Source organism: Bradyrhizobium sp. WBOS07, assembly GCF_024585165.1.
Classification (GTDB): domain Bacteria; phylum Pseudomonadota; class Alphaproteobacteria; order Rhizobiales; family Xanthobacteraceae; genus Bradyrhizobium; species Bradyrhizobium japonicum_B.
The window spans coordinates 4,144,089-4,168,948 of the sequence record NZ_CP029008.1 but is presented as its reverse complement, the minus strand read 5'-3'; the positions used below and the strand labels follow the sequence as shown (position 1 = coordinate 4,168,948).

Genomic DNA, 24,860 nt, shown 5'->3' with positions numbered 1-24,860 from the left:
TTGCGAGACTGGAATTGCTCTCGCGCGATGTCGGGGGCCGCAATCCCGTCATATTCGAATGCGTTTGGAGCGGGCGCGCTCCGCATCAGCCTTGCGCAGTTCGCAGGGCTCGAAAATGTTCCGCAGGCCAGCGCAAAAATTTGCTTGCGGCAAAGCGCGGCATGCAACGCATTCGGCCCGGCTCAAGCCATGATTTCGCGCGCATTGCCCCGCAAACACCGTCCGGGGGCGATGAACGGAGTTGAGCGTGGCTGGCGTCGTCGTATTGATCGTGTTGCTGGGGATCGCATTCGCGGCCGGCTATTTCACGCGTGACCACATCTCGAACAAGCGGCGTGCGGAAGCCCGCCGCTGGCGCGAATACACCGAGCCGGACTGGCTCAATGCGAACGCGCCGGCCAACACCAACGAGATCACGAACGCCATCACAGCCGTCCCCGTGGTCAACGGCGAGCTCGGCCAGATGCTGACCCGCTGGGAAACGAGGGCCCGCGCCCGCCGCGCGGGATAGAGGCGTTGTTCTTGTAGCCCGAATGGAGCGCAGCGCAATCCGGGGCCGCTCGCCCGGCATCTCGCATCGTCCCGGATTACGCTTGCGCTCCATCCGGGCTACGGCACCTTGCCTGTGTCGCCCTCTGTCAATCCCTCCGCGCGAAAATATTCTACTTTACCGAAATTCGGTTTTGACGTATGTGTCGCCCATCCCGGCTCACTCAGGAGGGGCGATCTCGTCGTCGTCTTGATCGCGAGCCGGGCTTGCGGTGGACGCGGCAGCGTCGGCACGAGATGGGACGGGCAGGGCGGGTAGTCCCTGTGGGGCGGGTAGTCCCTGTGAGTCCAACACCCGCGTGCAGACGAACGGCGCTGTTCAGTTCGTCGCGCCAACATTCGATGGCTACGTGCACGATGCCGTCGACCCTGTGGTGCGAACGAATGCGCGTACGGCAAAACCGTGTGGTCCTGGCCGTCGTTGCTACGGTCAAGCTTCCGCGGAGGTGCGAGCGAGCCCAACCGGGCAGACTGCATCATTCAATTCGCGGGGCGAGGGAGGCCAGAAGGAAAGTTCGGCTCCCGGGAGAGCACGGCATAAGCTGTCCGACCATCGCGCAGGGAAGGCCGAGTGATCGGCACCACCTGTATGCTGCTGTGCGGTTCTTCCTGCGTGTGCATTGCGCGCAGCGGACCGCGGGTGCGTTGTCAGCACCCGGCCTTCCCTGCACCCTCTTGGCTTTGAGGGTGGAGACGCAAGCAAAGCTCGGGCGACTCCAGCCGCGAGAGCGAGAAGGCATGTCCGTCGCCACACACGCGATGTCATCGCCCGCGAAAGCGGGCGATCCAGTATTCCAGAGACGCTAGAGATCAATCCGAGAAGCCGCGGCGTACTGGATTCCCCGCCTTCGCGGGGAATGACAGTGGTGATTGGAGAAGCAGCTCTCGCCTCATCCGCCACTACGCTCGCGTGCCCCGGACGCAGCGCAGCGGCCCGGCCGATGCGGAGGATCGTCCGGGGTGGTGCGCTGCAGAGCCGGGGCCCATCCGCGCCGTGCCTTGTGGCCCTGGGTCCCGGCTCTGCGCCGCAACGTAAGAACGCTGCAGCGCGTCCGGGACAGGCGGGGGCGTGCCCCCAACATCAGGTCAGCTCCCTTGACCATCTTTTGGCGTTGCAGTTGCGGCCATTTCTCGTCTAGAAACGGGCCACTGAGCCTCCCGGCAACCAACCGTCAACGGTTTTGACCGAGGATTTGAGGGCTCAAAAGGGTCCGGCAATGCTGATTCGCGGCCAAATCGAGGGGATTTCGGGGGAGGTGGCTCTGGCCGCCGCCACGATCCCGGCCGCGCTGCTGCCCACCCTGCTGATTGGCGGGCTTCTTCTTAGCTGCCCCTGAGGGCCGGCTGGGCGCCATGCGCCTGGGCGCTCAGGGGCTGGTCGAGATCACCGGACACCTCAAGCGCCAGGGACCAAGACGGCCTGAACGGCGCAAAAGCTCAAAAGGAAATCTGAAATGGCCACCGTGAACAAGTCCGAGAAGGACCGCGTCATCATTTTCGACACCACCCTGCGCGACGGCGAGCAGTGCCCCGGCGCCACCATGACCTTCGAGGAAAAGCTCGAGGTCGCCGAGCTGCTGGACGATATGGGCGTCGACGTCATCGAAGCCGGCTTCCCGATCACCTCGCAGGGTGACTTCGAAGCGGTGAGCGAAATCGCCCGCCGCTCCAAGAATGCCGTGATCGCCGGCCTGTCGCGCGCCCATCCGGCCGACATCGATCGCTGCGCCGAGGCGGTGAAGTTCGCCAAGCGCGGTCGCGTCCACACCGTGATCGCCACCTCGCCGTTGCACATGCGGGTGAAATTGAACAAGACGCCGGAAGAGGTGCTCGAGACCTCGGTCGCCATGGTCGCGCGTGCCCGCAACCAGATCGACGACGTCGAATGGTCGGCCGAGGACGGCACCCGCAGCGAGATGGATTTCCTGTGCCGCATCGTCGAGGCCGTGATCAAGGCCGGTGCCACCACGGTGAACATCCCCGACACCGTCGGCTACACGGTGCCGGAGGAATACACCCACTTCATGAAGACGCTGATCGAGCGCGTGCCGAACTCGGACAAGGCGATTTTCTCCGTGCACTGCCATAACGATCTCGGCATGGCGGTCGCGAACTCGCTGGCCGGCATCGTCGGCGGCGCGCGCCAGGTCGAGTGCACCATCAACGGCATCGGCGAGCGCGCCGGCAACGCCGCGCTCGAAGAGATCGTGATGGCGATCAACGTGCGCAACGACAAATTCCCCTATTGGAACAAGATCGACACCACGCAGCTCACCCGCGCCTCCAAGGTGGTGTCGGCAGCGACCTCGTTTCCGGTGCAGTACAATAAGGCCATCGTCGGTCGCAACGCCTTCGCGCATGAGAGCGGCATCCATCAGGACGGCGTGCTGAAGGACGCCTCGACCTACGAGATCATGCGGCCGGAGATGGTCGGCCTGAAGCAGTCCTCGCTGGTGCTGGGCAAGCATTCCGGGCGCCACGCCTTCGTGCACAAGCTGGAGGAGATGGGCTACAAGCTCGGCCCGAACCAGCTGGAGGATGCCTTCACGCGGATGAAGGCGCTGGCCGACCGCAAGAAGGACATCTACGACGAGGACATCGAGGCGCTGGTCGACGAGGAGATGGCGGCTTCGCACGATCGCATCAAGCTGGCCTCGCTGACCGTGATCGCCGGCACCCACGGCCCGCAGCGCGCGACCATGAAGCTCGACGTCGACGGCCAGATCAGAATCGAGGAGGCCGAGGGCAACGGTCCGGTGGACGCAGTGTTCAACTGCATCAAGCGCCTGGTGCCGCACGAGGCCAAGCTGGAGCTGTACCAGGTCCACGCCGTCACCGAGGGCACGGACGCGCAGGCAGAAGTCTCGGTGCGGCTGGCGCAGGACGGCCGCTCGATGACGGCGCGCGCGGCGGATCCGGATACGCTGGTGGCCTCGGCCAAGGCCTATCTCGGTGCGCTCAACAAGATCGTCATGAAGCGCCAGCGCGACACCGTGACCACGGCCGCGGCGAGCTGACGTTTCTTCGCCTCTCCCGCTTGCGGGAGAGGCCGACACGCGAAGCATGGCGGGTGAGGATTCTTTCCCCATGGGGAAATGTCCCGTTGCCGAAACACCCTCTCCCCAACCCAAGGCGGGAGAGGGAGCGCAGGCGGCATTCACCATGAATACCTGCCCTGCTAAGGGCCAATAGCGGCGCAAGCCGCCGGCCTGTATTGATGCAGGCGGGCAAGAGGATTGGCCGCCCGCATGCCGGGCGGCCCAAATAGCACCAGGGAGAGATTATGCGCACCTTCGCGATCGCCGCGTCCATCGCGGCATTGGCACTCGGGCTGGCCGGGCCGGCATCGGCCCAATCGCCGATCATCATCAAGTTCAGCCACGTCGTCGCCACCGACACGCCGAAGGGCAAGGCGGCGGAGAAGTTCAAGGAGCTGGCCGAGAAATATACCGCCGGCAAGGTCAAGGTCGAGGTCTACCCGAACTCGACGCTGTACAAGGACAAGGAAGAGCTCGAGGCGCTCCAGCTCGGCAGCGTGCAGATGCTGGCGCCCTCCAACTCCAAGTTCGGGCCGCTCGGCATCCGCGAGTTCGAGGTGTTCGACCTGCCCTACATCCTGCCCGACATCAAGACGCTGCGGAAGGTGACGGAAGGGCCGCTCGGCACGCGGCTGCTCAAGCTGCTGGATGCCAAGGGCATCTCCGGGTTGGCCTATTGGGACAATGGCTTCAAGCAGATGAGCGCGAACAAGAAGCTGATCACGCCCGCCGACTATCAGGGCGTCAAGTTCCGCATCCAGTCCTCGCGCGTGCTGCAGGCCCAGTTCAAGGCGCTCGGCTCGCTGCCGCAGGTGATGGCGTTCTCGGAAGTCTATCAGGCGCTGCAGACCGGCGTGGTCGACGGCCAGGAGAACACCTGGTCGAACATCTATACCCAGAAGATGCACGAGGTGCAGAAGTACATCACCGAGACCAATCACGGCTATATCGGCTACGTCGTGATCGTGAACAAGAAGTTCTGGGACGATCTGCCCGCCGACATCCGCGACCAGCTCAACAAGGCGATGAAGGAAGCGACCGAGTTCGGCAACACGCAGTCGCAGAAGGAGAACGACGACGCGCTCGCCGAAATCAAGAAGAGCGGCAAGAGCGAGATCATCAAGCTCACGGCGGAGCAGAGCGAGGCGATGCGCAAGGCCATGGAGCCGGTCTACAAGGATGCCGCAAGCCGCATCGGTCAGCCGCTGATCGACGAATTCCTCAAAGAGGCCAAGAGCACGACCAACTGATCCGTGTAGCGATGAACGAAGGCTTCCGTGCGGTTTGCACGGAAGCCTTTTTGTTGCGAACGATTCCGATTGCGACGGTAAAATCGTTCGTTACATCTTGGTAAGGACGCACTCCCTGTCCAACTTGTAAGTTGCGCGTCAGCCGCACCGCGCCCATCTTCATGAACATCCTTCCAGAGGAGGTTCGGATGAAGAAGTTCACCATCGCCGCCATCGCCGTGCTCAGCATCGCCGGCTCAGGCGCGGTCTACGCCCAATACCATCGCCCGTGGATGGAGCACGTCCGCCACATGCGCATGAACCCGGAGGATCGCGCCGCCCTCGTCGATGCGCGGATCGCCGCCGTCCATGCCGGGCTGAAGCTCAACGCCGATCAGGAGAAGCTGTGGCCGCCGGTCGAGGCTGCCGTGCGCGAGTTCGCCAAGCTGCGCATCGACCGCGCCAATGCGCGGATGAATGCCGGCCCCGGCGATGCCGGCAAGGACGCCGACAAGGTGGACGATCCGGTCGCCCGTCTGCGCCAGCGCGCCGAGGACATGGGCGCGACGTCCGCGGCCCTGAAGAAGATCGCCGACGCCGCCGATCCGCTCTACAAGACCCTGGACGAGGGCCAGAAGCGGCGCCTCGCCGTGCTGACCCGCCACCGCGGCCCGTTCGGCGGCGGCGAGGATGGCCCGCGGCACCGCCACTTCATGGAGCGCGGCATGGATCGCATGATGGGGCACGGCATGGAGCATTTCCACCATGACCGCGACGGCGGCGAGGACCGCGACCGCGAGGGCCGGCTCTAAACGAGGCGGGTTTTTGCGGGGAATCAGCCCCTGGGATCAACCCCGGCGAAGCCGCTGGAATCCAGCGGCTTTTCGCTTTTCCGGCGCTGTGGAAGAACCTTGGAAAACTTGCGACCGGTCGCTTGCCAGACCCGGATCGCTTTGCTAAACGACCGGCCTCGCAAGGCTTTGACCGGCCTTTCGGGCGCATAGCTCAGTTGGTAGAGCAGCTGACTCTTAATCAGCGGGTCCCAGGTTCGAGCCCTGGTGCGCCCACCATTTAAATCAAGACCTTAGCGAGAGAGACCGTTTGAGAAGGCCGGACTAGAACGGTTTTTCAAACGGTGTTTTTGACGGCCAGGTCGGCGACGCATTGGGGCAGCTGCGCCGCGCTGTCATCGAAATAGTGCTTGAAGTCGACGTGGACCCTCATGTTGTCCGGGCGGTCGGCCGCCATGCGATCGTAGAGAAGAACGGACGCCGCCTCGAAACGCCGATAGACCGATTTGTGCCTCGGTGATCTCGATTCTTCCGTCTCCGGCATCGTTGCCAACAGGAAGCAATCTAACCCGTTGCGCGCGGAAGCATGCCCCTTGCCGTTATCTCCGCCGAGAGCTCTTCGATCGTCTTGCGCTGCTCCATCGCAGTTCTTCGGATCAGTGCAAAGGAAGCAGGTTCGGTGAGCGCATGCGAATGCATGACCTGAAGAACGGCGGCGAGCACGACGCGACGTGACCGCAGACGCTGTTCGAGCTTGAAAATCTGTTGTTTCAACTCGCTCGTGCGTTCGTTCCGCTCGAATGCCATGACGAGAGCTGCATAGATGCCGGCCGATCGCAACGGCTTGATGAGAAACGAGGCTGGATCGAGTTCGAACACTAGCTTGAGTCGGCTTGGCGTCTCTGTGCCGAGCAGGGCGATGACAGGTGATCGCGTCAGGAATGCGCGTTGCGCCGGTTGCAGCAGGGGCAGGAATTCGTCGTCGATCAACACCAAATCCGGTGCGAAGTCGACGGGCTCCGCCGGCGTCCATGCGACACCCTCGAGTCCCAGACGCTCGAACTGGCGTCGCACGATGGTTGCGTCGCGTTCGTCTTTGATGGCGACGAGAGCCTTGCGTCCGCGTAGCGAAAATGAAGACCGTCTGCTCATTTCACAACCCGCAAATGCGGCGCGTTCGGCAATGCGCCGCCCGCCGAGGTTTCTTTCGACGGGCTGACGGCGACGTCGAGCTGCGTCAGGTAGGGATCAGGCTTAACAGGCGCTTCGGCTTCCCAGAAGATATCAAACTGTCCTTGTGGGTTGGAGACGGCAAGCCGCGGTGTAAGGACGCAATGATTGTTGCCGCCGTCGATCCACACCGGCCCTTGCGGCGAATTGTAGCGATATCCCGCCGCGGCGCGCCGCACTTCGGCAATGTCGGACGTCCCCGCGCGCTGCAGAGCGCGCGCCAGCAGATACACCGCGACATAGGCGGATTGACCGTCGACGGAGGGACTGCTGTCCTCGCCATAGCGCGCCCTCCAGCGCGTAACGAAGGCGCGGTTCTCCGGCAAGCGAATGCTCTCGAAATAGGCTGACGACGTGATGCAGCCGGCCGATGCAGGCCCGACGATCGCTAGTTCCGGCTCGCACAGGCTGCAACTCAGCATGGGGATCTCCAGGCCGGCGGCCTTGGTGCCTGCGTTGAAGGCGCGGATGAAGTCGTAGCTCGAGCTTCCGACCAGAGTGTTGAACACGATTGGCGGCTTTCGGCGAACGATCTCGTCGACGATGTGCCCGACGGCGCTTTCGCCGAGCTCGAGCAGCCGTTCCGCGAGGATGTGGCCGTTTGCCGCGCTGACCAATTCGCGGGTGACGCGATTGGTCTCCCATGTCCAGACGTAGTTGGAGCCGACGCAGAAAAATTCCCGCGACAGATTGTCGAGAACGTAACGGACCAGTGGCAACACGTTGTGATTGGGCGAGGCGCCGACATAGATCACGTTGTCCGAGCACTCGAAGCCCTCATAGCGGGCGGGATACCAGAGCAGGCGATCGGTGCGCTCCACGATTGGGAGCACCTGCTTGCGCGAGGCCGAGGTGTAGCAGCCGATGATGTGCTCGACGCCGACGTTGCGGATGAGGTCGTCGCAGACCGTGTGATATTCGGAGACGATGCCGCGGGGATCGCGGATATGGGGCGCGATCGAGAAGTCGAACTCCGCCTGGCCGTTGATCTCCTCGACCGCCATGATCGCGCTCTTGAGGATCTCGCGGCCCATCGCCTGATATGGCCCGGACTGCGAGCAGACGATGCCAACGGGAACAGACGGCTTTGTCATTGATGGCTTTCGGTCGCGGAACGCGAACATGAAATCATCATCGCCGACGACAGCGCAAGTGGCTTGCCCTTTTGCTGCGCAGCACTCTCGAAATTTAGGCAGGCAGCATCGTTGACAACACGATGGGCAGTTACTTAGACTTTTCTCCTACAGGGCGACCTGTCGAACCTCGCGTGCGCTGATCTGGCCGATGACGTCCAGCTCTTTGCTACCTAATTGCTTCGTTCGATCACGGACCCTAAGCGACAGATCATAGCCGCGGCATTTGAGCCATTCGTCACCTCATTCGGGAGGGGCGGGTGGCTTTTTGTTTTTGCCGCCAAGACAGCTGGCGATGCGTCCGCATCGCCAGAACAGTGACGCACGCGCCTGACGACGGTGTGTCATGTCGAGCAAGAGGATGAGGAGCAATGGCGGCAACAGATCTCCACTATCTTGGACTCGTCGAGATCGGACAAAAGCTCCAGGCAAAGGAATTGTCATCGGTCGAAGTCACCAAGGCGTTGCTCGGCCGGATCGACGAGCTCGACGGCAAGCTCAAGAGTTTTGCGTATGTCATGGCCGACTCGGCGCTTGCGGAAGCAGCCGCGGCCGAGAAGGAGATCGCCTCTGGCAAAATCAAGGGGCCGCTGCACGGTGTGCCGGTGGCGGTGAAGGATCTCTGCTGGGCGAAGGGCGCACCTTCCGCGCATGGCATGACGATCCATCGCGACTTCCGCCCCACTGAGGATGCAACGGTCGTCGCGCGGCTGAAGGATGCCGGCGCGATCATCCTCGGCAAGCTGCAGCAGACCGAAGGCGCTTACGCCGACCATCATCCGAAGATCGACCCGCCGCGGAATCCGTGGAACGCGGATCTCTGGCCCGGTGCCTCGTCGAGCGGCTCCGGCGTTGCGACCGCGGCGGGCCTCTGCTTCGGCTCGCTTGGCACCGATACCGGCGGGTCGATCCGCTTTCCGTCCGCGGCGAACGGAGTCACCGGACTTAAGCCGACCTGGGGACGGGTCAGCCGCTATGGCGCATTCGAGCTTGCGGCGACGCTGGACCACATCGGCCCGATGGCGCGGAGTGCGGTCGATTGCGGTGCCATCCTCGGCGTCATCGCCGGCAAGGATCCTAAGGATACGACAGCGGTGCCGCTGGCCGTGCCGGATTATCTCGCCGGCCTGACCGGCGATCTGCGCGACGTGACCATCGGCGTCGACCGGCGCTGGACCAGCGAAGGCACCGACGGCGACGCGGCCAAGGTGCTGGCCGAGGGTTTGCGGGTGGCGGCCGATCTCGGGGCGAAGATCAAGGAAATTGCGTTTCCCGATCCCAAGGCGATCATCGACGACTGGTTCCCGCTCTGCGGCATCGAAGTCGCGGTCGCGCACGAGGATACCTATCCGGCGCGCAAGGACCAATACGGCCCGGCGCTGGCCGGCCTGCTCGAGCTCGGACGGCAACAGTCCGGTATGGACTACCAGAAGATCGTGCTCCGCCGCGAAGCGTTTCGCGGCGCTGTGCGCGTGCTGTTCGAGACGGTCGATCTCCTCGCGATCCCGGCCCAGGCGTTTGCGGCGCCGACGCTTGCCAAGATGGCAGCGCTCGGAGAGGACGCCTCGCTGATCGGAGGCCTGCTCCGCTTTACATGTCCGTTCGACATGACGGGAAGTCCGACCGTGACGTTGCCCGGCGGCTTTGCGGCGAATGGCGGCCCGGTCGGCTTCCAGTTCGTCGGGCGTCATTTCGACGAGGCACTCCTCGTTCGCGCGGGCGATGCGTTCCAGCGCGTGACCGACTGGCACAAGCGTCATCCCGCGATCTGAATCGAGGAGCCGATCACATGTCCGAAGACTGGTTGAAGACATCCATCATGGCCAGGCGCGCCGTCGCCAAGGGCGCGAGCGGCACGACCCATAGTCTCACGATCGAGCAGCAGGGCGGCTTCCACTACGTCTACGGCCCCTATGCCAAGCCGACCCTGTCGATAGATCCCGGCGGAGTGGTCGTCGTAGAGACCGAAGATGCCTTTGGTGGCGCGCTCACCAGGGAGACCGACAGCCCCACCGCGAAGTTGAACTTTCCCTATCTCAATCCGCAATGTGGGCCGATCGCGGTGAATGGTGCCAGAAAGGGCGATTGCCTTGCGATCTACATTCGCGACGTCGAGACCCGGGGCGAGCAGCCGGCCGGCACGACCTGCATCATTCCGGAATTCGGCGGACTGGTCGGGACAGGCTCGACGGCGCTGCTCAATCCGCCGCTGCCGGAACGCGTGAAGAAAGTGCATGTCGACAGGAACGGCGTGCGCTGGAACGACAGGCTCACGCTGCCCTACGAGCCCTTCATCGGCACGATCGGCGTCTCGCCGGAGATCGAGGCGATCTCTTCGCTGCAGCCGGACTATCACGGCGGCAACATGGATCTTCCCGACGTCGCGCCCGGCGCCATCATCTATTTCCCGGTGCACACCGACGGCGGGATGCTCTACGTCGGCGACTGCCACGCCACGCAGGGCGACGGCGAGCTCTCCGGAGTCGCGCTGGAGCAGCGCGCGACCGTCACGCTCCAGGTCGACCTGATCAAGAACTGGAGCTTCGCCTGGCCTAGGCTCGAGACCAAGGACTTCATCATGACGATCGGCAGCGCGCGTCCACTCGAGGACGCAGCCCGCATCGCCTATCGCGAGCTCGTGCGGTGGATGGCGGCCGACTACGGCTTCGACGAGATCGACGCCTACATGCTGCTCAGCCAGGCCGGCCGCATGCGCCTCGGCAACATGGTCGACCCCAAATACACGATGGGAGCATCGATCCTGAAGAATTACCTCAAGCCATGACGTCAGCACTTTCAACAACAGGGGACATCACGATGAATTCGGGACGTAGGTTGCGTGCTATTCTGCTCGGCGCGATGCTCGGTACGGCAGCATCGATCGTTGGCGCTCATGCAGCGGAACCGCCGCTGAAGATAGGTCTGCTCGAGGACGTGTCGGGCGACCTCGCTTTCATGGGTATGCCGAAGCTGCACGGCTCGCAGCTCGCCGTGGAGGAAATCAACAAGAGCGGCGGCATTCTGGGCCGGCAGATCGAGCTCATCCATCTCGATCCGCAGGGTGACAATGCGCGCTACCAGGAGTTCGGCCGGCGTCTGCTCAACCGCGACAAGGTCGACCTGCTGATCGGCGGCATCACTTCGGCCTCGCGCGAGGCGCTGCGTCCGATCGTCGATCGGACCACGACGCCGTACTTCTACACCAACCAGTACGAGGGCGGCGTCTGCGACGCCAGCATGATCAGCATGGGCGCGGTGCCCGAGCAGCAATTCTCGACGCTGATTCCCTGGATGGTCGAGAAGTTCGGCAAGAAGGTCTACGTCATCGCCGCCGACTACAATTTCGGTCAGATCTCGGCCGAGTGGAACCGCAAGATCATGAAGGATCTCGGCGGCCAGGTCGTCGGCGAGGAGTTCATCCCGCTCGGCGTGTCGCAGTTCGCGCAGACCATCCAGAACATCCAGAAGGCAAAGCCCGACTGGCTGCTGACGATCAACGTCGGTGCCGCGCAGGATTCGTTCTTCGAGCAGGCGGCCGCCGCCAACCTCAACCTGCCGATGGGCTCGTCGATCAAGGTCATGCTCGGCTTCGAGCACAAGCGCTTCAAGCCGCCGGCCCTCAACAACATGCACGCGACTGCGAACTGGTTCGAGGAGATCGACACGCCGGAGGCGACCGAGTTCAAGAAGCGCTGGCGCGCCAAATTCCCCGACGAGCTCTACATCAACGACATGGGCTACAACGCCTACAACGCGCTCTACATGTACAAGACATTGGTCGAGAAGGCGAAGTCGACCAAGCTCGAGGACATGCGCAAGGTGATCGCGACCGGTGATGCCTGCATCGACGCGCCCGAGGGCAAGGTCTGCATCGATCCGAAGAGCCAGCACACCTCGCATCGAATGCGCCTGATCTCGGTCGGGCCGAAGCACGAGGTGAAGGTCGAGAAAGATTACGGCACGATCCAGCCGTACTGGCTGGGCGAGATCGGCTGCGATCTGACCAAGAAGAACGACAAGGATCAGTACACGCCGAGCCACCTTCCCAAGAAATCGTGACGTCCGGGCACGGATCTTGCTCGTGTCGAGCGTCACGAACGTGAACAAGGCCGGCGCCGCAACGATGCGGCGCCGGGAGCGGCAAGGGGATCAAGATGTCGGCTGAAGTGTTCTCGGTATTCTATCAGTTCGCCGACGTGTTCGCGTTCCTCATTCTCTCGGCCGCAGGCCTCGCCATCGTCTTCGGCATGATGGGCGTCATCAACATGGCGCATGGCGAGTTCATCATGTGCGGTGCCTACGTCACCGTTGGCCTCGTGAACCTCGGCGTGCCGCTCGCGATCGCCCAGATCCTGGCCGCGGTGACCGCGGGTCTCATCGGTGTCCTCGTCGAGTTCCTGGTCGTGCGGCGCTTCTACAAGCGGCCGCTGGATTCGCTGCTCGCGACCTGGGGCCTCAGCCTCATCGTGACGCAATCGATGCTGCTGATCGTCGGCTCCGCCGTGCGCGGCATCGGAACGCCCGAGGGAAGTTTTGCCATCGGCGGCTACACGTTCTCGACCTATCGCCTCGTTCTGTTCGCCTGCGCCGTCGCCGTGCTGGCCGGCCTCTACGTCATCTTCATGAAGACGCGGTTCGGCGTGATCGCCCGCGCCACCATGCAGAACGCAGCGATGGCGAAGGCGCTCGGCGCGCGCACGGGCCGCATCTATGCCATCAGCTTCGGAATCGGCACCGGCCTCGCTGGACTGTGCGGAGCGCTCTACGCGCCGACCATGACGCTGATCCCGACCATGGGAGCGACCTTCGTGGTCGAGAGCTTCGTGACCGTCGTGATCGGAGGCGCCAACGTGCTGCTCGGAACGGCGCCGGCCGCCGTGTTCCTGGCGATGATCCGGATGGCGCTGAATGCGAGCTATGGCCAGATCATCGGGCAGATCGGCATGCTGGTGGCGGTCATCCTGATCATTCGCGTGCTGCCCGAAGGTCTTTCCAGCGTGCTGGTTCGTCGCGGACGCTGAGGGAAATGCGGATGTTCAAGCTGCTGGAAGGTTCACAGACACTCGGGCGCGGCAGGGCTTTCTGGTCCTGCTTCCTGATCGTCCTGGCGGGGGCGCTGACCTATCCGTTGTTTGCGGATTCCTACGACGTCGGCAATTTCGCCTACTTCCTGATCTGGATCTTCATGGCGCTCGGCCTCTGCCTGATGTGGGGCTATGGCGGGATGCTTTCGTTCGGACAGACCCTGTTTTTCGGCATTGCCGGCTACAGCTACGGCGTGCTCGCCATCAATATGGGCGGCGGCACCGCAACGATCGCCGCGCTCGTGCTCTCTGTGGTTCTCGCCATGATCGCGGCGGGCATCCTCGGCTATTTCATGATCTGGGGCGGCATCAACGGCATCTTCTTCGGCATCGTAACGCTGTCCGCAACGCTCGTACTTGCCTTCTTTCTCGGTCAGACGGCAGGACCGGAATGGCACATCGGCCCGGCGCGGCTGAACGGGTTCAACGGCATGAAGGGCATGGATCCGCTGACCGTCGGTGAGTTCTACGTCGAGGGATCGGCGCTCTACTACGTCATGGTCGCGCTGATCGTGATCGTGTATCTCGCGCTGCGGATGCTCGTGAACTCGTCGATCGGCAACGTCATCGTGGCGACGCGGGAGAATCCCCAGCGTGCGGAGATGCTGGGCTACGACGTCCGCAAATATCAGTTGCTGACCTTCGTGATCGGCAGCGGTCTCGCCGGCCTCAGCGGCGCGCTCTACACATCCTGGGGGCAGTTCATCACGCCATCCAGCATTGGCTTGCCGGCGGCCGCGATGCCGATCGTATGGGTGGCCTTTTCCGGGCGCAGCGATCTGACTGCGACGCTGGTTGGGTCGTTCCTGCTTCTCTTCGGCTTTCAGACCATCACCGTCTACAGCCAGCAGGCGGCGCTGGTGCTGATGGGGGCACTGCTGCTCGCGACCGTGATGCTGGCGCCGCAAGGCTTCGTGCTCGGCATCGGCAAGCTCGCTGCCGACTGGTGGCAGGCACGCCGGCGGCGCAGCGACGTTGCCGAAGCCGGCCGCCTGCAACCGGAAGAGTCCTGATCATGGCGCTGGTCGAAGTCAAAGGCGTATCCAAGCGCTTCGGCGGGCTGACGGCGGTCTCGGGCGTCGACCTCACGGTCAATGCTGGCGAGATCCACTGCCTGATCGGCCCCAACGGCGCCGGCAAGAGCACGTTGTTCAAGCTGATCGTCGGCCTCTATCCGCCGACCGAAGGCAGCATCCTGTTCGACACGGTCGATATCACCGCCGAACGTCCCTACGCGCGGGTGCAGCGGGGCATGAGCATCAAGATGCAGGCCCCGAGCGTCTTCAAGGAATTGCCTGTCCGCCAGAACATCCAGACCGCGCTGCAGGAGCGACTGTCCGGCCCGGAACGCATCGCCGAGGAGGATCGTCTGCTGACGCTGCTCGACCTGCGGTCGGACAGCGACAAGCTCGCGGGCGCGCTGTCGCACGGCCAGCAGCAATGGCTTGAAATAGGAATGGCGCTGGCGCTGAAGCCTCAACTGCTGTTGCTGGACGAGCCGACCGCCGGCATGTCGCCGGAGGAGACCTTCAAGACCGGCGAACTGATCAAGTCGTTCAACGCAGAAGGCATGACGGTGCTCGTGGTCGAGCACGACATGGCCTTCGTGCGCCAGGTCGCCCAGCGCGTGACAGTGCTGCATCTCGGTAAGATTTTCGCGCGGGGCAATCTCGAGAGCATCCTGCAGGACGAGAAGGTCGCTGAAATCTATCTCGGGAAAACCCATGCTCACTAAGCCCGATGCCGCCGACCGGATTCTGGACGTTTCGGAACTGTGGGCCGGATACGGTGCGACACCTATCCTGCAGGGGGTGACCATGTCGGTCTCGCGGGGCGAGATCGTCGGCGTGATCGGCCGCAACGGCGTCGGCAAGTCGACCCTGATGCGATGCATCATCGGGCTGCTCCAGACCTGGCGCGGCACCATCAGTTTCGTCGGACAGGACGTGACCTCGCTGGAGGCCGACGCACGGGCGAGGGCGGGCTTCGGTTACATCCCGCAGGGGCGCGACGTGTTTCCGCAGATGACGGTCGAAGAAAACCTCGAGGTCGGTCGCTTGATCGGCGGTCCCGGAGGCAAGAAGCTGCCGGAGCTCGTCTACGAGTATTTTCCGCGGCTCAAGGAGCGCCGTCGGCAAGCAGCCGGCACCATGTCGGGCGGCGAGCAACAGCAGCTCGCCATCGGTCGCGCGCTGATCGGCAATCCGTCCCTGATGATCCTCGACGAACCCTCCGAGGGTATCCAGCCGTCGATCGTTCAGCACATCTGTGAGGCGCTCCGGTCGTTCCGCAACGAGCTCGGAACCACCATCATCTTCGTCGAGCAGAACCTCGACACGATCCTGGCGATCGCCGAACGCTGCTACATCATGGAGAAGGGCAAGATTACGCGGTCGCTCGCAGGCGCCGAGGTCAACGAGGACAACGTGCGCGAACAGCTTCTGCTCTGAACGGCCTCGGGCGTGATTTCAAGTCGTCAATAGGGAGGGAAGAACATGGATCTCGGACTCAAGGGCGCAAAGGTTCTCGTCACAGGCAGCACCAAGGGGATCGGCAGGGCGATCGCCGACACCTTCGCGGCAGAAGGGGCCAATGTCGGCATTTGCGCGCGCAACCAGGCGGACGTCGACAGCGCGGTCACTGCGATCAAGGCGAAGGGCGTCGCCGCGTTCGGCAGCTCGGTCGACGTTTCCAATGGTCCGGCGCTCAAGGCCTGGGTAGAGGATATGGCCTCCAAGCTCGGCGGCATCGACATTGTCGTCGCCAATGTCAGCGCATTATCGATCGGGCAGGACGAGGAGAGCTGGGAGAAGGAGTTCTCCACCGACATGATGGGCACGGTGCGGCTGATCAATGCGGCGATGCCATACCTGGAGAAGAGCAAGGCCGCCGCGATCGTCACCATCTCCAGCGTGTCGGGCCGCGAGGTCGATTTCGCCAGCGGTCCCTACGGCACATTCAAGGCCGCAATCATCCACTACACGCAGGGGCTCGCCTTCCAGCTTGCCGGCAAGGGCATCCGCGCCAACTCGGTGTCGCCGGGCAACACCTATTTCGAGGGAGGCGTTTGGAATCAGATCAAGGACGGCAATCCCGAGCTGTACAAGACTGCGCTGGCGCTCAATCCGACCGGCCGCATGGGCACGCCGCAGGAAATGGCAAACGGCGCGGTCTTTCTTGCCAGCAAGGCCGCGAGCTTTATCACCGGGACCAACCTCGTGGTCGACGGTGCGCTCACGCGCGGGGTGCAGTTTTAGGCGCATTCCGAGCCGCGCAGCGACGAAACCGGGCCGCCAGCGGCGCCGGCGGGCAGGGCCGTTTTCCGACAACAACAGGGCTGTCAGATGTCAGCAGATCCAATCCACTATAAGTCGATCACCGAGCTCTCCGAGCTGTTCCGTCGCGGCGAGCTTCTGCCCTCGAAAGTGACCGAGGCCATGCTGAGCCGGATCGCCAGGCTCGACGGCAAATTCCACGGCTATCAGCTCGTCCTTGCCGAGCGCGCCATCGCACAGGCGAAGCGCTGTGACGCCGAGCTCGCCAAAGGCATCTGGCGCGGGCCGCTGCACGGCGTGCCGATCGGACTGAAGGACCTCTGCTACACGACCTTTGCGCCGACGGCCGGTGGCACCATGATCCACGCCAAATTCGTCCCGTCCTTCAACGCGACGATCGTGGACCGGCTCGAACAGGCCGGCGCCGTCACGCTTGGCAAGCTAAAAATGACCGAGGGCGCCTATACCAGCCACCATCCGAACGACCAGGCGCCGCTCAATCCCTGGGGTGTCGATTACTGGGTCGGCTCGTCCTCGAGCGGATCGGGCGTGGCGACGTCGGCGGGGCTCTGCTTCGGCTCGATCGGTAGCGACACCGGCGGCTCAATCCGGTTTCCGTCGGCAACATGCGGCTTGACCGGGATCAAGCCGACCTGGGGACGCGTTAGCCGCTATGGAGTCTTCCCCCTGGCGGATTCGCTCGATCATGTCGGGCCGATGTGCCGGAGCGCAGCCGATGCAGCCGCCATGCTCGGCGTCATCGCCGGCGCCGATGTCAACGATCCGACGGCCCTGCAGGCGCCGGTGCCGGACTATCTCGCAGGTATCGGTGGCGGGGTCCGAGGCCTGCGGATCGGCGTAGACCGCAGCTACACCCAGAACGGAATCGATCCGCAAGTGGCCGCCGCGTTGCTGGAAGCCGAGCGGACGCTCGCTGCGCTTGGGGCCGATATCCGCGAGGTCAGGTTCCCGGCCTACGAGAAGCTCGTAAGCATGTGGATTCCGATGTGTTCGATCGAGACCGCAGAGGCGCATCTCGAAACCTATCCGTCCCGGAAGTCGGAATACGGCCCCGATCTAGCGCAGTTGATCGAGCAGGGCAGATCGATGAGCGGCGTCGAGATCGCGCAGATCCATCACGAGAGGCTGAAGTTTTGCGGCAGCTTGGCGGCCCTGTTTGCCGATATCGACCTGCTCCTGATCCCCACCATGCCCGTGCCGATTCCGACGCTGACCAAGATGGGCGAGTACGGCGCGGATCCGAACGTGCTGCTCAGCATCTTGCGTTTCACCGCGGTGTTCGACTTCTCGGGCAGTCCGACCATCACGCTGCCGAATGGCATCGCGTCGGATAGCCTGCCGCTCAGCATGCAGTTCGTCGGCCCGCATCTGTCGGAGGATGTGCTCGCGCGCGCCGGGCATGCGTTCCAGTCGGTGACGGACTGGCACACTCGTCGTGCCCCGATCGATTGACTTTTTGGCCCGGTTGGGGGCCGAACCACCGCTTTTCGCATCATGACCACATTGGCGAGCCAGAATGACCAATTCTGCCAAGTGAAATCAAGTCAGCCGATTCGGTCGTCGCTCGAATCGTCGAAGCCAGGTTGCCAGTGCGGAGGTATGCGTACGAAACCAAGTCGCGCCTTCCTCAGAACTGCGCTTTCATTGTCGTCCGCGCCGTGATCCTCCCAATACCCACGAAGTAGCGACCGGTAGTTCTCAAGGGCGGCTTTCTCTACGCACTCATCTCCGGCCGTGACGAAGGTCGCTGTCAGTTGGCGCGCCACGAATGGGGCAGCTGTACTGGTGCCGTCCAATCGGGACCGCGCGCCGCTCCGAACCCCCGCTGCGATCGTTCCGGTCAGGACTCGTGATCGGTCAGACATGGATGAGCACGCGACCCTGGCCTCCGGCCATCCACTTTCGAGCGCCCCTGCAGAGCTGTAGGCTGCTGGACGGACGCCTTTGAGGGAAGAGCCGAGCCCAGCGCCAAGTCTATAACCGCCCACGATCAGCGAGGTGCGACCGGTGGCCAATCCGTTGAGGCTGCCGAAGCGGCGAACGATCGATCCCGCCGCATCCGTTTCACTGAGATCTCCTTCAGGGGTGTAGCGAATGTTCGCAGGTTGATCGAAATAGCTCTGCCGACTCCCCGAGCGCAGACCCTCGGGGTCCGCGGCACGTTGGATCCAGCATTGGATCGGCTGCTCAAGCGGTGCAGTGTTCTCGTCTCGGCTGATCACGACGGTCCATTGGCCGGATTCGATGGCCGGAAGTGAAGCCATTTCCGGTTCCGTTGGCGCCAGGATGACCAAGACCCGCCATCGTTGCCCCCTGTGCAAATCAGCACTGATCAGACCTACTGGCCGGCCTTCGGCGTTCAAGAGAGGCTTGTGTGATCTTGGATCGCCGCCCGTCTTCATCTGATCGAATTGAACAGGCAAGGAGACGCGTGAGCGATCGAGAGGATCGATCAATTTGATCGTGTAGCTGGACGGGTCAAAGTTTCTCTCGAACCAGAGCTCGAGATAGCTGGGTGTCCGATCGTTTGGTTGGATGCGCCAATTCAGCCTGGCTTGTCCGCGATCGAAATCCGCTTCGCTGACGACCGCGTGCAAGCGATCGAGAAAGCTATTTCCGCTCGGCACCACGAGAGCCGTCGGGCCTGTCGAGTGACGGCGGAGCGCAACCATCTCATCGATCGCCGCCTCGAGTTCCGTCCCGCCGTCGTGGCGCCCTCCGGAAAAACCATAGCTGAAGTTGATGACCAGGCGGGGCTTGTCGATGCCGTATCCTCTGGCGATGACGTCGGCACGGTCGAAGATGTAGTGAAATGCCGACAACATGTACATGTCCTTGCCGAAGCCTGACGTATCCCAGGCGACGGTGTTTGGTAACTGCACGCCGATAATGCGAATTTCTTCGCTTGGGTCGTCACCGCGTTCAGAGGCGCATCCAGCGGCAAGATCCATGACGTGAGCACCGTGGGTAGCGCGCCGGTCGATCAGGCTGCCTAGGGCCTCCGTGTCGACGGCTGCTCCGGCCTTGCGGTACAGCGCGTCTTCGTCGTCTCCGTATTGCGCGATGTAGTCCTCGATCTGGCTCCGCATGTATTCCCGTCCGAACAGAACGCTGTCCTGCTGCGGATTGGCGATGGCTGATTGCAGCCAACAGAACTCAACGCGTGTCCGCGTCCCGCCAAGGTCTCGAAAATTGCGGTGCGCGAAGGGCAGGCCATCGTCGATGACCGCGATGATGGTGATTCGCTTTTGCCCTGATATCCGTCCGCGGAGCCCGTCGTCGGGGCGCCAGTCCGGCCGCTCCGGATAGCGCCCTTGACCAGGATGCATCGCCCGCTCAGGCACCGGAAATGCAACGCGTGTCCGAGCCTCCTCTATCGTGGCAAAATTCGCATCGATGGCGAATTCCGTGTTCAATTGCATCAGGCCCCTGCTGAGAAGGTTGCGAAGCGCTTTCGGCCCCTTGACGTCGTCGAGCGGGTTCTCGACGACGAAGGGAACGAAGGACAGCTTTGCGGCATTCCACAGCGTCGGAAACCATGCGATTCGACGGTCCCCCCGAAGATTGGAGATGGCGTTGATATTCGCCGCTTTCGGGAATTCGGCTAGAGCGGTGATGTATTTCGCGTGGTCGCGAATGGCCGGAAAGGAATAGCCTTGGCCAATTCCGAAGTTCCAGAACTCGTAGGGGCTGAGGTAGACTGGCACGCCGTCCGAGCCATCAGCAAGATCATCGCTCGCGCCATCGTCTGTCATGATCATGCCTCCTGGACGAGGTCAAACTCACCGGATGCCTTGTTCCAAAGCCATTCGAAAAGCTCGGACGATCCGACATCGATAGATCCGGTCTCGGTCACGCCGAAGCCCCGGTTGTCGCCCTTCGCGAACTCCTTGACGAAGAAGTCGAGGTCGCCTTTGGCGGAATACCTATAACCATTCACCGTGGTGCCGGCGCGGCATTTGGCCAGCACGATCTGACCGATGGCGCGGCCCAGGATTGCTCCTGCCCAAGTATCGATCGGAAAATGTACCCCGGCCACGGTCCGATTGACGGCGATGCGCTCCGCCAGCTTGGTGATCAGCGCTTGGCGCGCCTTGACGTCGGGATAATGCTGTTGCTGGCGTTCGACAAATCTGTTGAGGACGGTCGCGACTGCGAAAGCTTCGGTGGCGTGTGCGCTCGGGAAGGTGCCGTGAGCCGGGGTCGGGATCATTGGCATGACCTGCGCGCCGGCGCGATCGGGGCGCCGACAGGCCAGATGGTGCTTCACAACCATCGCAACGTGGGCGGCAAGCACCTGAGTGATCGTGATCAGCTCGAACGTATGAGTGTTGGCGCCGACTTGAAGGCCGAGCAGCATCGCAAAATACGGTGTGGGAAAGCCGAGCTGGGTGATAATCTCAGGCGTTCGGTCGGGCCGCTGGTCCAGGTAGGACCTCATGAATTTCAACTGCTCCTTGAAACAATCGCTGTCCGGACGCCGCACGGCGTAGAAGCTCCGCTCGCCGCGATCATGGTCACCGCTGTCACCGTGATGTCGACGACGGCCATAGCTTAGGGTGACGGTCCTGTCGTCCTGGCGCCAATCAAGTTCCCTTAGGAACTCGGTCATGTAAAGCGAGGCTCTCACCCAGTCGGCCCACAAGGTCATGTTGCCGGCTGACGAGAAGGCGAGTTCCTCGATGTCCCCCGCCGGGTCGCGGCTGGCGACGTGGGTGATTGCCTGCTCGGCAATCTGCAGACCTTGCACAAGGATCGGATCGTAGACGGGGTCGGCGCCGGCACCGAGGAAGGAGCCCAACCCGGTAAAATTGAGATTCCCGCCTCCGGTTCCGCCTGTACCTCCCGTGCCCCCCGTCCCCCCGGTCCCACCAGTGCCGCCGGTTCCGCCTACGATCGACATCAGACGCTCCTTTCTTCATCAAGGAATCCCGGCAGCGCTCAGCGCTTCGGCCGCGCGCTTGCCGAAGTTGTAGTCCGCAGCCGGATGATCCCGGCGATAAGCGGAGACCGTGAAGTGTGGTTGACGAGTCAAGAGGTCCGAGGCCGCCCGCTTAGCGTCCTCGATTCGACCCAGATTGTGCAAAGCCACGATTTTCGTGCGCAAAGTGGAAATGTGGCGGTGATGTCTCTGCAGCGAGCACTCGGCGAAATCCAGCGCTTCGGCGTATCGTCCGGCGGACAGAAGCGCTGTCGCGCTGAGCGATTCGTAGTAGTATCGAAAGGGATCGATCGGAGACAGGCGCCGCGCTCTTTCGGCTGCCGTGACCGCCGTAGGTCCATGGTCTTGGAATGCGTTCAGCGCGCCCTTCAGGAGCCAAGCCAGCGCTTCATTCGGGTTGCGGCGCAGCGCTTCGTCGTAGCGCGCACTGGCGATATCCATACGGCGCAGCAGATTGTTGTGTGCGAAACCATCGATCGTTAGGCAAAATGCGTTGTCCGGATTGATGTCGAGGGCGCGCGCGGTGCTGTCGAGGGCGATCCGCGTATCCTTGGCCGGATCGGTGCTCCAGCCATTGAAGACGCTCAATGCGTGCCACTTCCCGAACCAGGCGTGGGCTTCAGCGGCATTGGGAGCGCGCTTCAACGTCTCCTCGATAAGTTCGCGCGACCTTGCAAAATCGCGAAGTGCCGGGCGATGCATGAGCCCCACTCCCGCCACCAGGAGCCGATGATCTTCCACGTCGGAGAGTCGACGATCAGACACATGCGAGATCGCATCGTCTGCCACCGTGGCGCCAATGGCGCGCACGATCTCCGCTACGCCTTCCGCGCACCTATCCATGAAGCGGCCGATCGGTCCCGCGAATTGCCGGGTCCACAGGATGCGGCCCGATATCGTGTCAACCAAGTCTGCGTCGAGTATGATCTCGCGTGAGGCAACGCGAAGGGTGCCGACCAAGCAATAGTCGACGGCAAGCTGCTCGCGAACTGTTGCGATGTCCACGGCTCGGTGATCGAGCGCCCTGCTGGACCAATGGGAGATCACGGAGGTCAGGTTCGATCGTGAAAGCGAGCGACTCACTTCCTCGGCCAGCCAGTCGCCGAGAACGGCATGCTCGGGTGTTCCACCGATCGTCCGGAACGGCAGCACTGCGACGAATGGCAGCATCGGCGCGGCGAGCGACTGCGTAGAGCAACCGTACAGCGAATAAATTTGCTGAGGATTTTGGCGCATCGCGCCAAGCCAGCTGTTGAAGCCGTCCTCCTTGAGGTTGATCCCTTCGAGCAGCTCTCCAGATCCCGGCCGTCCGATGAAGGAGACGCGGGCGAGGTCGAGCGTGAGGTCGGAATTCGTGCTGCTCAGAACGTCTGTGAAGCAGTCTCCCATGATCTGCCTGATATCGGATAAGGCCCGTCTCAGGCTCTGTCTGCCCGTATCATAGCAAGCCGTGCCCCATAGTGTGTCCTGAAGGAACGGCCTGGTCCGACGCCCAAATGGTGCGGTCGCCAGGAGGGCGAAAAGGGCCTTGTGCTTGGCTCCGGTTATCTCAAATCCACCCGCCTGTGTGGACCGGACCACGCAGGCTCCAAACAGATTGATTTCAATGCGCTTGATCTCCACCACAGAAATCCCATAGGTGAGACAACTTGTCATTCCGCAATGAATACAACCTAACACTGTATCAAGCGCATATCCAAGTGTCCTCACACATTTTTCACGCCGCCAGCTTTGGATGTTCGCATTACTGTTCTGTATGGCCAAATCGGGCGGCGAGGGTGAGGACGAAAAAGGTCGGCGATCCGGCCTGGAGGCTCCTCGTGACGTGGTGGAGTTCTACTCCCGCTGGGCCGATTTTCGGCAAACGGCCACCCAGATGTTGGATCGGGCCGACCTTTCCCCGGACGAGCGGCAGACAGTCTTCTGGCTGATCCAGTTGGTTGACCGCATTAGCGAGCATGATCTCTAGCCGGACGCCGAGCGAACTAACGGGGGGGCTCGAGCTGCTCTGCAACCGGATCCGGCATGATGCCTGAGCCGGCTGGGTGCTCAGTTTCCGTCAATTACTGCCGTCGAACGCGAAGGAGCGACGCAGCGAGTTGAGCGCGTCGGCCGCGCCCGAGGGATGCACTCACGTTTATCTCACGCGACAAAAAGCAAGCCGCCGATATTCTTCGTATCGACATCGCTCGACCAATAAAGGTGAGAGCGCGCTGTTCGCGTCCGCCGGCACGATCAACGGAATCCCTGTCTCGGGCCGTTCGGCTCCCGACCTCAGAGCGCGATATCCGGGAATCTGTGTCGACAGCGCCTTTGCGCTTCACGCTCAGAGCCAGGGAGAACAGGCATGTTAGTTTCTCAGTTGTTTTCTGGACACGCAGACCTCGAGTTGATCGCGTCCGGCGGGCGTCGCATGCTGGCGCCTGAGGTGTCCGATAGCGTGGCGCTGGTTCAGCAAGCGCTTCTCGCCATCGGATTTCCCTTGCAAGCTGCGGGCGTCGATGGAGCTTTCGGTCAGGAAACGGGAAATGCCGTAGTCGCTTTCAAGACCGACCGCGGTCTGTTTCCGAACGACCCCGTGGTCGGGGTTGGGACGATCAAGCGGCTGGACCGCGAGATCACATGGCTCGAAGGTGGGGATGGAGCGGGACTGATCGACGTCGCGACGCTGGACACAAAGACCCTCGTTCTCGATCCTGTCCACGCGGGTTTCGTCGAGAACACGTTAGGGGATATGTCGATCGGTCAGAAAGTGCTGGACCAATGGGAATTTGGCGACAGGGCCTGTTTTCGCGCCTCATTTCTGTTTGATCGCTTCATCGCGCAGGCGCTCGGTCGATTCATCGAGCCGTTCGTTTTCGAGAATTTCTGCGAGAGGACGGGGCCGTGCACCGCCGACGACTTTCTGGACGAGGCAGGACCGCTGAACTACACGGCGTTCCTTAAGCCGAGAAATCCGACAGTTCCGCCAGCGCGCATTGACGAGTTGGCCAGCATGCGGCGTCCGGACATCATCTCGCACCGTGCCATCAAGGAATGGTACGAAATCAAACCGGCCAGCGTCTGGAGTGCGGGCGAGGCGTGGATCAAGCTGAATAGCATCATTCCAGCCTATGCGGCGCGTGGTCTGCCTTACAAGCCCGGTGAGAATTATGTGCCGACCGATGTTGTGCTGGGGCGCTTCCTCACGCCTGAAGGCGAAAAGCTCGATCTGATCCTCAGCCTGCGCCGGCAGGCTCCAGGCCTGATCTTCTACATTCTATGTGTGAAGGGCGACTATGTCAGGTACTTCAATCGCGTCCGGATCGCGGCCGGCGTCGCGGCGCTGTTGATTGCGCTGAGCGAAGTCTTGGTGCCGGCAGCGGAGGTGGCGGGCGTCCTTGCGTCTCTCCAGGAGATCCTGGCCGCGCTATCGATCGTAGCGGCGCCGGCGCTGCAAAGACTTTAACCGCCGGCAAAATCAATCGTCGCGCAGCTGTCCGTCTCAAGCACAGATGGCGGCAATCTCAGCGCAGTGCAGACATTCAAAGTCCAGTTCACGCTTAACTCACGCGACAAAGCAGGCGCC

General features: G+C 62.6%; 21 protein-coding genes and 1 tRNA gene. 16 read left to right on the top strand and 6 right to left on the bottom strand.

The window, feature by feature from the left end; genetic code table 11:
- Positions 1-247 precede the first annotated feature (247 nt).
- From DCM79_RS19915 to DCM79_RS19895, 5 genes are all read left to right on the top strand, one after another.
- Positions 248-511 carry a hypothetical protein gene (locus DCM79_RS19915; protein ID WP_257175967.1) on the top strand — a complete coding sequence of 88 codons (264 nt, stop codon included), beginning with the start codon at positions 248-250 and terminating at the stop codon, positions 509-511.
- 1,492 nt (positions 512-2,003) lie between these two features.
- Positions 2,004-3,566, top strand: coding sequence for a 2-isopropylmalate synthase (locus DCM79_RS19910; RefSeq protein WP_257175966.1), 1,563 nt, complete (start codon positions 2,004-2,006; stop codon positions 3,564-3,566).
- A 266-nt stretch (positions 3,567-3,832) separates the two neighbouring features.
- A complete protein-coding gene (locus tag DCM79_RS19905) occupies positions 3,833-4,837 on the top strand; it encodes a TRAP transporter substrate-binding protein (protein ID WP_257175965.1) in 1,005 nt (334 codons plus the stop codon).
- Between the two features lie 188 nt (positions 4,838-5,025).
- Positions 5,026-5,628 (top strand): Spy/CpxP family protein refolding chaperone, encoded by a 603-nt coding sequence (locus DCM79_RS19900; RefSeq protein ID WP_257175964.1) that lies wholly within the window; start codon positions 5,026-5,028, stop codon positions 5,626-5,628.
- Positions 5,629-5,810: 182 nt separating this feature from the next.
- Positions 5,811-5,886 (top strand) — tRNA-Lys (locus DCM79_RS19895).
- A gap of 58 nt (positions 5,887-5,944) precedes the next feature.
- On the opposite strand, the gene DCM79_RS19890 is transcribed toward DCM79_RS19895, so the two are convergent.
- Genes DCM79_RS19890 through DCM79_RS19880 form a run of 3 tightly spaced genes read right to left on the bottom strand, consistent with a single transcriptional unit; the run spans position 5,945 to position 7,931 of the window.
- A complete protein-coding gene (locus DCM79_RS19890) occupies positions 5,945-6,160 on the bottom strand; it encodes a hypothetical protein (protein WP_257175963.1) in 216 nt (71 codons plus the stop codon).
- A gap of 11 nt (positions 6,161-6,171) precedes the next feature.
- Positions 6,172-6,759, bottom strand: a complete 588-nt coding sequence (locus tag DCM79_RS19885; protein WP_257175962.1) for an ANTAR domain-containing response regulator — start codon at positions 6,757-6,759, stop codon at positions 6,172-6,174.
- Complete coding sequence (locus DCM79_RS19880) at positions 6,756-7,931, bottom strand: transporter substrate-binding domain-containing protein (RefSeq protein ID WP_257175961.1); 1,176 nt, start codon at positions 7,929-7,931, stop codon at positions 6,756-6,758. Before DCM79_RS19880 ends, DCM79_RS19885 begins: the two co-directional genes overlap by 4 nt.
- 410 nt (positions 7,932-8,341) lie before the next feature.
- On the opposite strand from DCM79_RS19880, the gene DCM79_RS19875 reads away from it, so the two are divergent.
- The 9 genes from DCM79_RS19875 to DCM79_RS19835 all read left to right on the top strand — a co-directional run bounded on the left by DCM79_RS19875 (position 8,342) and on the right by DCM79_RS19835 (position 17,802).
- Positions 8,342-9,742 carry an amidase gene (locus DCM79_RS19875; protein WP_257175960.1) on the top strand — a complete coding sequence of 467 codons (1,401 nt, stop codon included), beginning with the start codon at positions 8,342-8,344 and terminating at the stop codon, positions 9,740-9,742.
- Positions 9,743-9,759: 17 nt separating this feature from the next.
- Positions 9,760-10,755, top strand: a complete 996-nt coding sequence (locus DCM79_RS19870) for an acetamidase/formamidase family protein (RefSeq protein ID WP_257175959.1) — start codon at positions 9,760-9,762, stop codon at positions 10,753-10,755.
- A 32-nt stretch (positions 10,756-10,787) separates the two neighbouring features.
- Positions 10,788-12,029: an urea ABC transporter substrate-binding protein gene (locus DCM79_RS19865; RefSeq protein ID WP_373568091.1), complete on the top strand. Its 1,242-nt coding sequence runs from the start codon at positions 10,788-10,790 to the stop codon at positions 12,027-12,029.
- A gap of 95 nt (positions 12,030-12,124) precedes the next feature.
- The gene (locus tag DCM79_RS19860; RefSeq protein ID WP_257175958.1) at positions 12,125-12,991 is read left to right on the top strand and encodes a branched-chain amino acid ABC transporter permease; all 867 of its coding nucleotides are present in this window, start codon (positions 12,125-12,127) and stop codon (positions 12,989-12,991) included.
- Positions 12,992-13,002: 11 nt separating this feature from the next.
- Positions 13,003-14,067 (top strand): branched-chain amino acid ABC transporter permease, encoded by a 1,065-nt coding sequence (locus tag DCM79_RS19855; RefSeq protein WP_257175957.1) that lies wholly within the window; start codon positions 13,003-13,005, stop codon positions 14,065-14,067.
- 2 nt (positions 14,068-14,069) lie between these two features.
- Complete coding sequence (locus DCM79_RS19850) at positions 14,070-14,789, top strand: ABC transporter ATP-binding protein (protein WP_257175956.1); 720 nt, start codon at positions 14,070-14,072, stop codon at positions 14,787-14,789.
- Positions 14,779-15,504 carry an ABC transporter ATP-binding protein gene (locus DCM79_RS19845; RefSeq protein WP_257175955.1) on the top strand — a complete coding sequence of 242 codons (726 nt, stop codon included), beginning with the start codon at positions 14,779-14,781 and terminating at the stop codon, positions 15,502-15,504. The genes DCM79_RS19850 and DCM79_RS19845 overlap by 11 nt, the downstream gene beginning before the upstream one ends.
- 45 nt (positions 15,505-15,549) lie before the next feature.
- Positions 15,550-16,311 (top strand): SDR family NAD(P)-dependent oxidoreductase, encoded by a 762-nt coding sequence (locus DCM79_RS19840; RefSeq protein ID WP_028137907.1) that lies wholly within the window; start codon positions 15,550-15,552, stop codon positions 16,309-16,311.
- A gap of 87 nt (positions 16,312-16,398) precedes the next feature.
- Positions 16,399-17,802, top strand: coding sequence for an amidase (locus DCM79_RS19835; RefSeq protein WP_257175953.1), 1,404 nt, complete (start codon positions 16,399-16,401; stop codon positions 17,800-17,802).
- Between the two features lie 92 nt (positions 17,803-17,894).
- Here DCM79_RS19835 and DCM79_RS19830 read toward each other — a convergent pair whose 3' ends face one another.
- Genes DCM79_RS19830 through DCM79_RS19820 form a run of 3 tightly spaced genes read right to left on the bottom strand, consistent with a single transcriptional unit; the run spans position 17,895 to position 22,915 of the window.
- Positions 17,895-20,105 carry a hypothetical protein gene (locus DCM79_RS19830; RefSeq protein ID WP_257175952.1) on the bottom strand — a complete coding sequence of 737 codons (2,211 nt, stop codon included), beginning with the start codon at positions 20,103-20,105 and terminating at the stop codon, positions 17,895-17,897.
- Positions 20,106-20,107: 2 nt separating this feature from the next.
- Positions 20,108-21,253 carry a phosphatase PAP2 family protein gene (locus DCM79_RS19825; protein WP_257175950.1) on the bottom strand — a complete coding sequence of 382 codons (1,146 nt, stop codon included), beginning with the start codon at positions 21,251-21,253 and terminating at the stop codon, positions 20,108-20,110.
- A gap of 18 nt (positions 21,254-21,271) precedes the next feature.
- A complete protein-coding gene (locus DCM79_RS19820) occupies positions 21,272-22,915 on the bottom strand; it encodes a hypothetical protein (protein ID WP_257175949.1) in 1,644 nt (547 codons plus the stop codon).
- Between the two features lie 112 nt (positions 22,916-23,027).
- On the opposite strand from DCM79_RS19820, the gene DCM79_RS19815 reads away from it, so the two are divergent.
- Both DCM79_RS19815 and DCM79_RS19810 read left to right on the top strand, forming a co-directional pair.
- Positions 23,028-23,261: a hypothetical protein gene (locus tag DCM79_RS19815; RefSeq protein ID WP_257175948.1), complete on the top strand. Its 234-nt coding sequence runs from the start codon at positions 23,028-23,030 to the stop codon at positions 23,259-23,261.
- 378 nt (positions 23,262-23,639) lie between these two features.
- Positions 23,640-24,740 (top strand): peptidoglycan-binding protein, encoded by a 1,101-nt coding sequence (locus tag DCM79_RS19810; RefSeq protein WP_257175947.1) that lies wholly within the window; start codon positions 23,640-23,642, stop codon positions 24,738-24,740.
- Positions 24,741-24,860 lie beyond the last annotated feature (120 nt).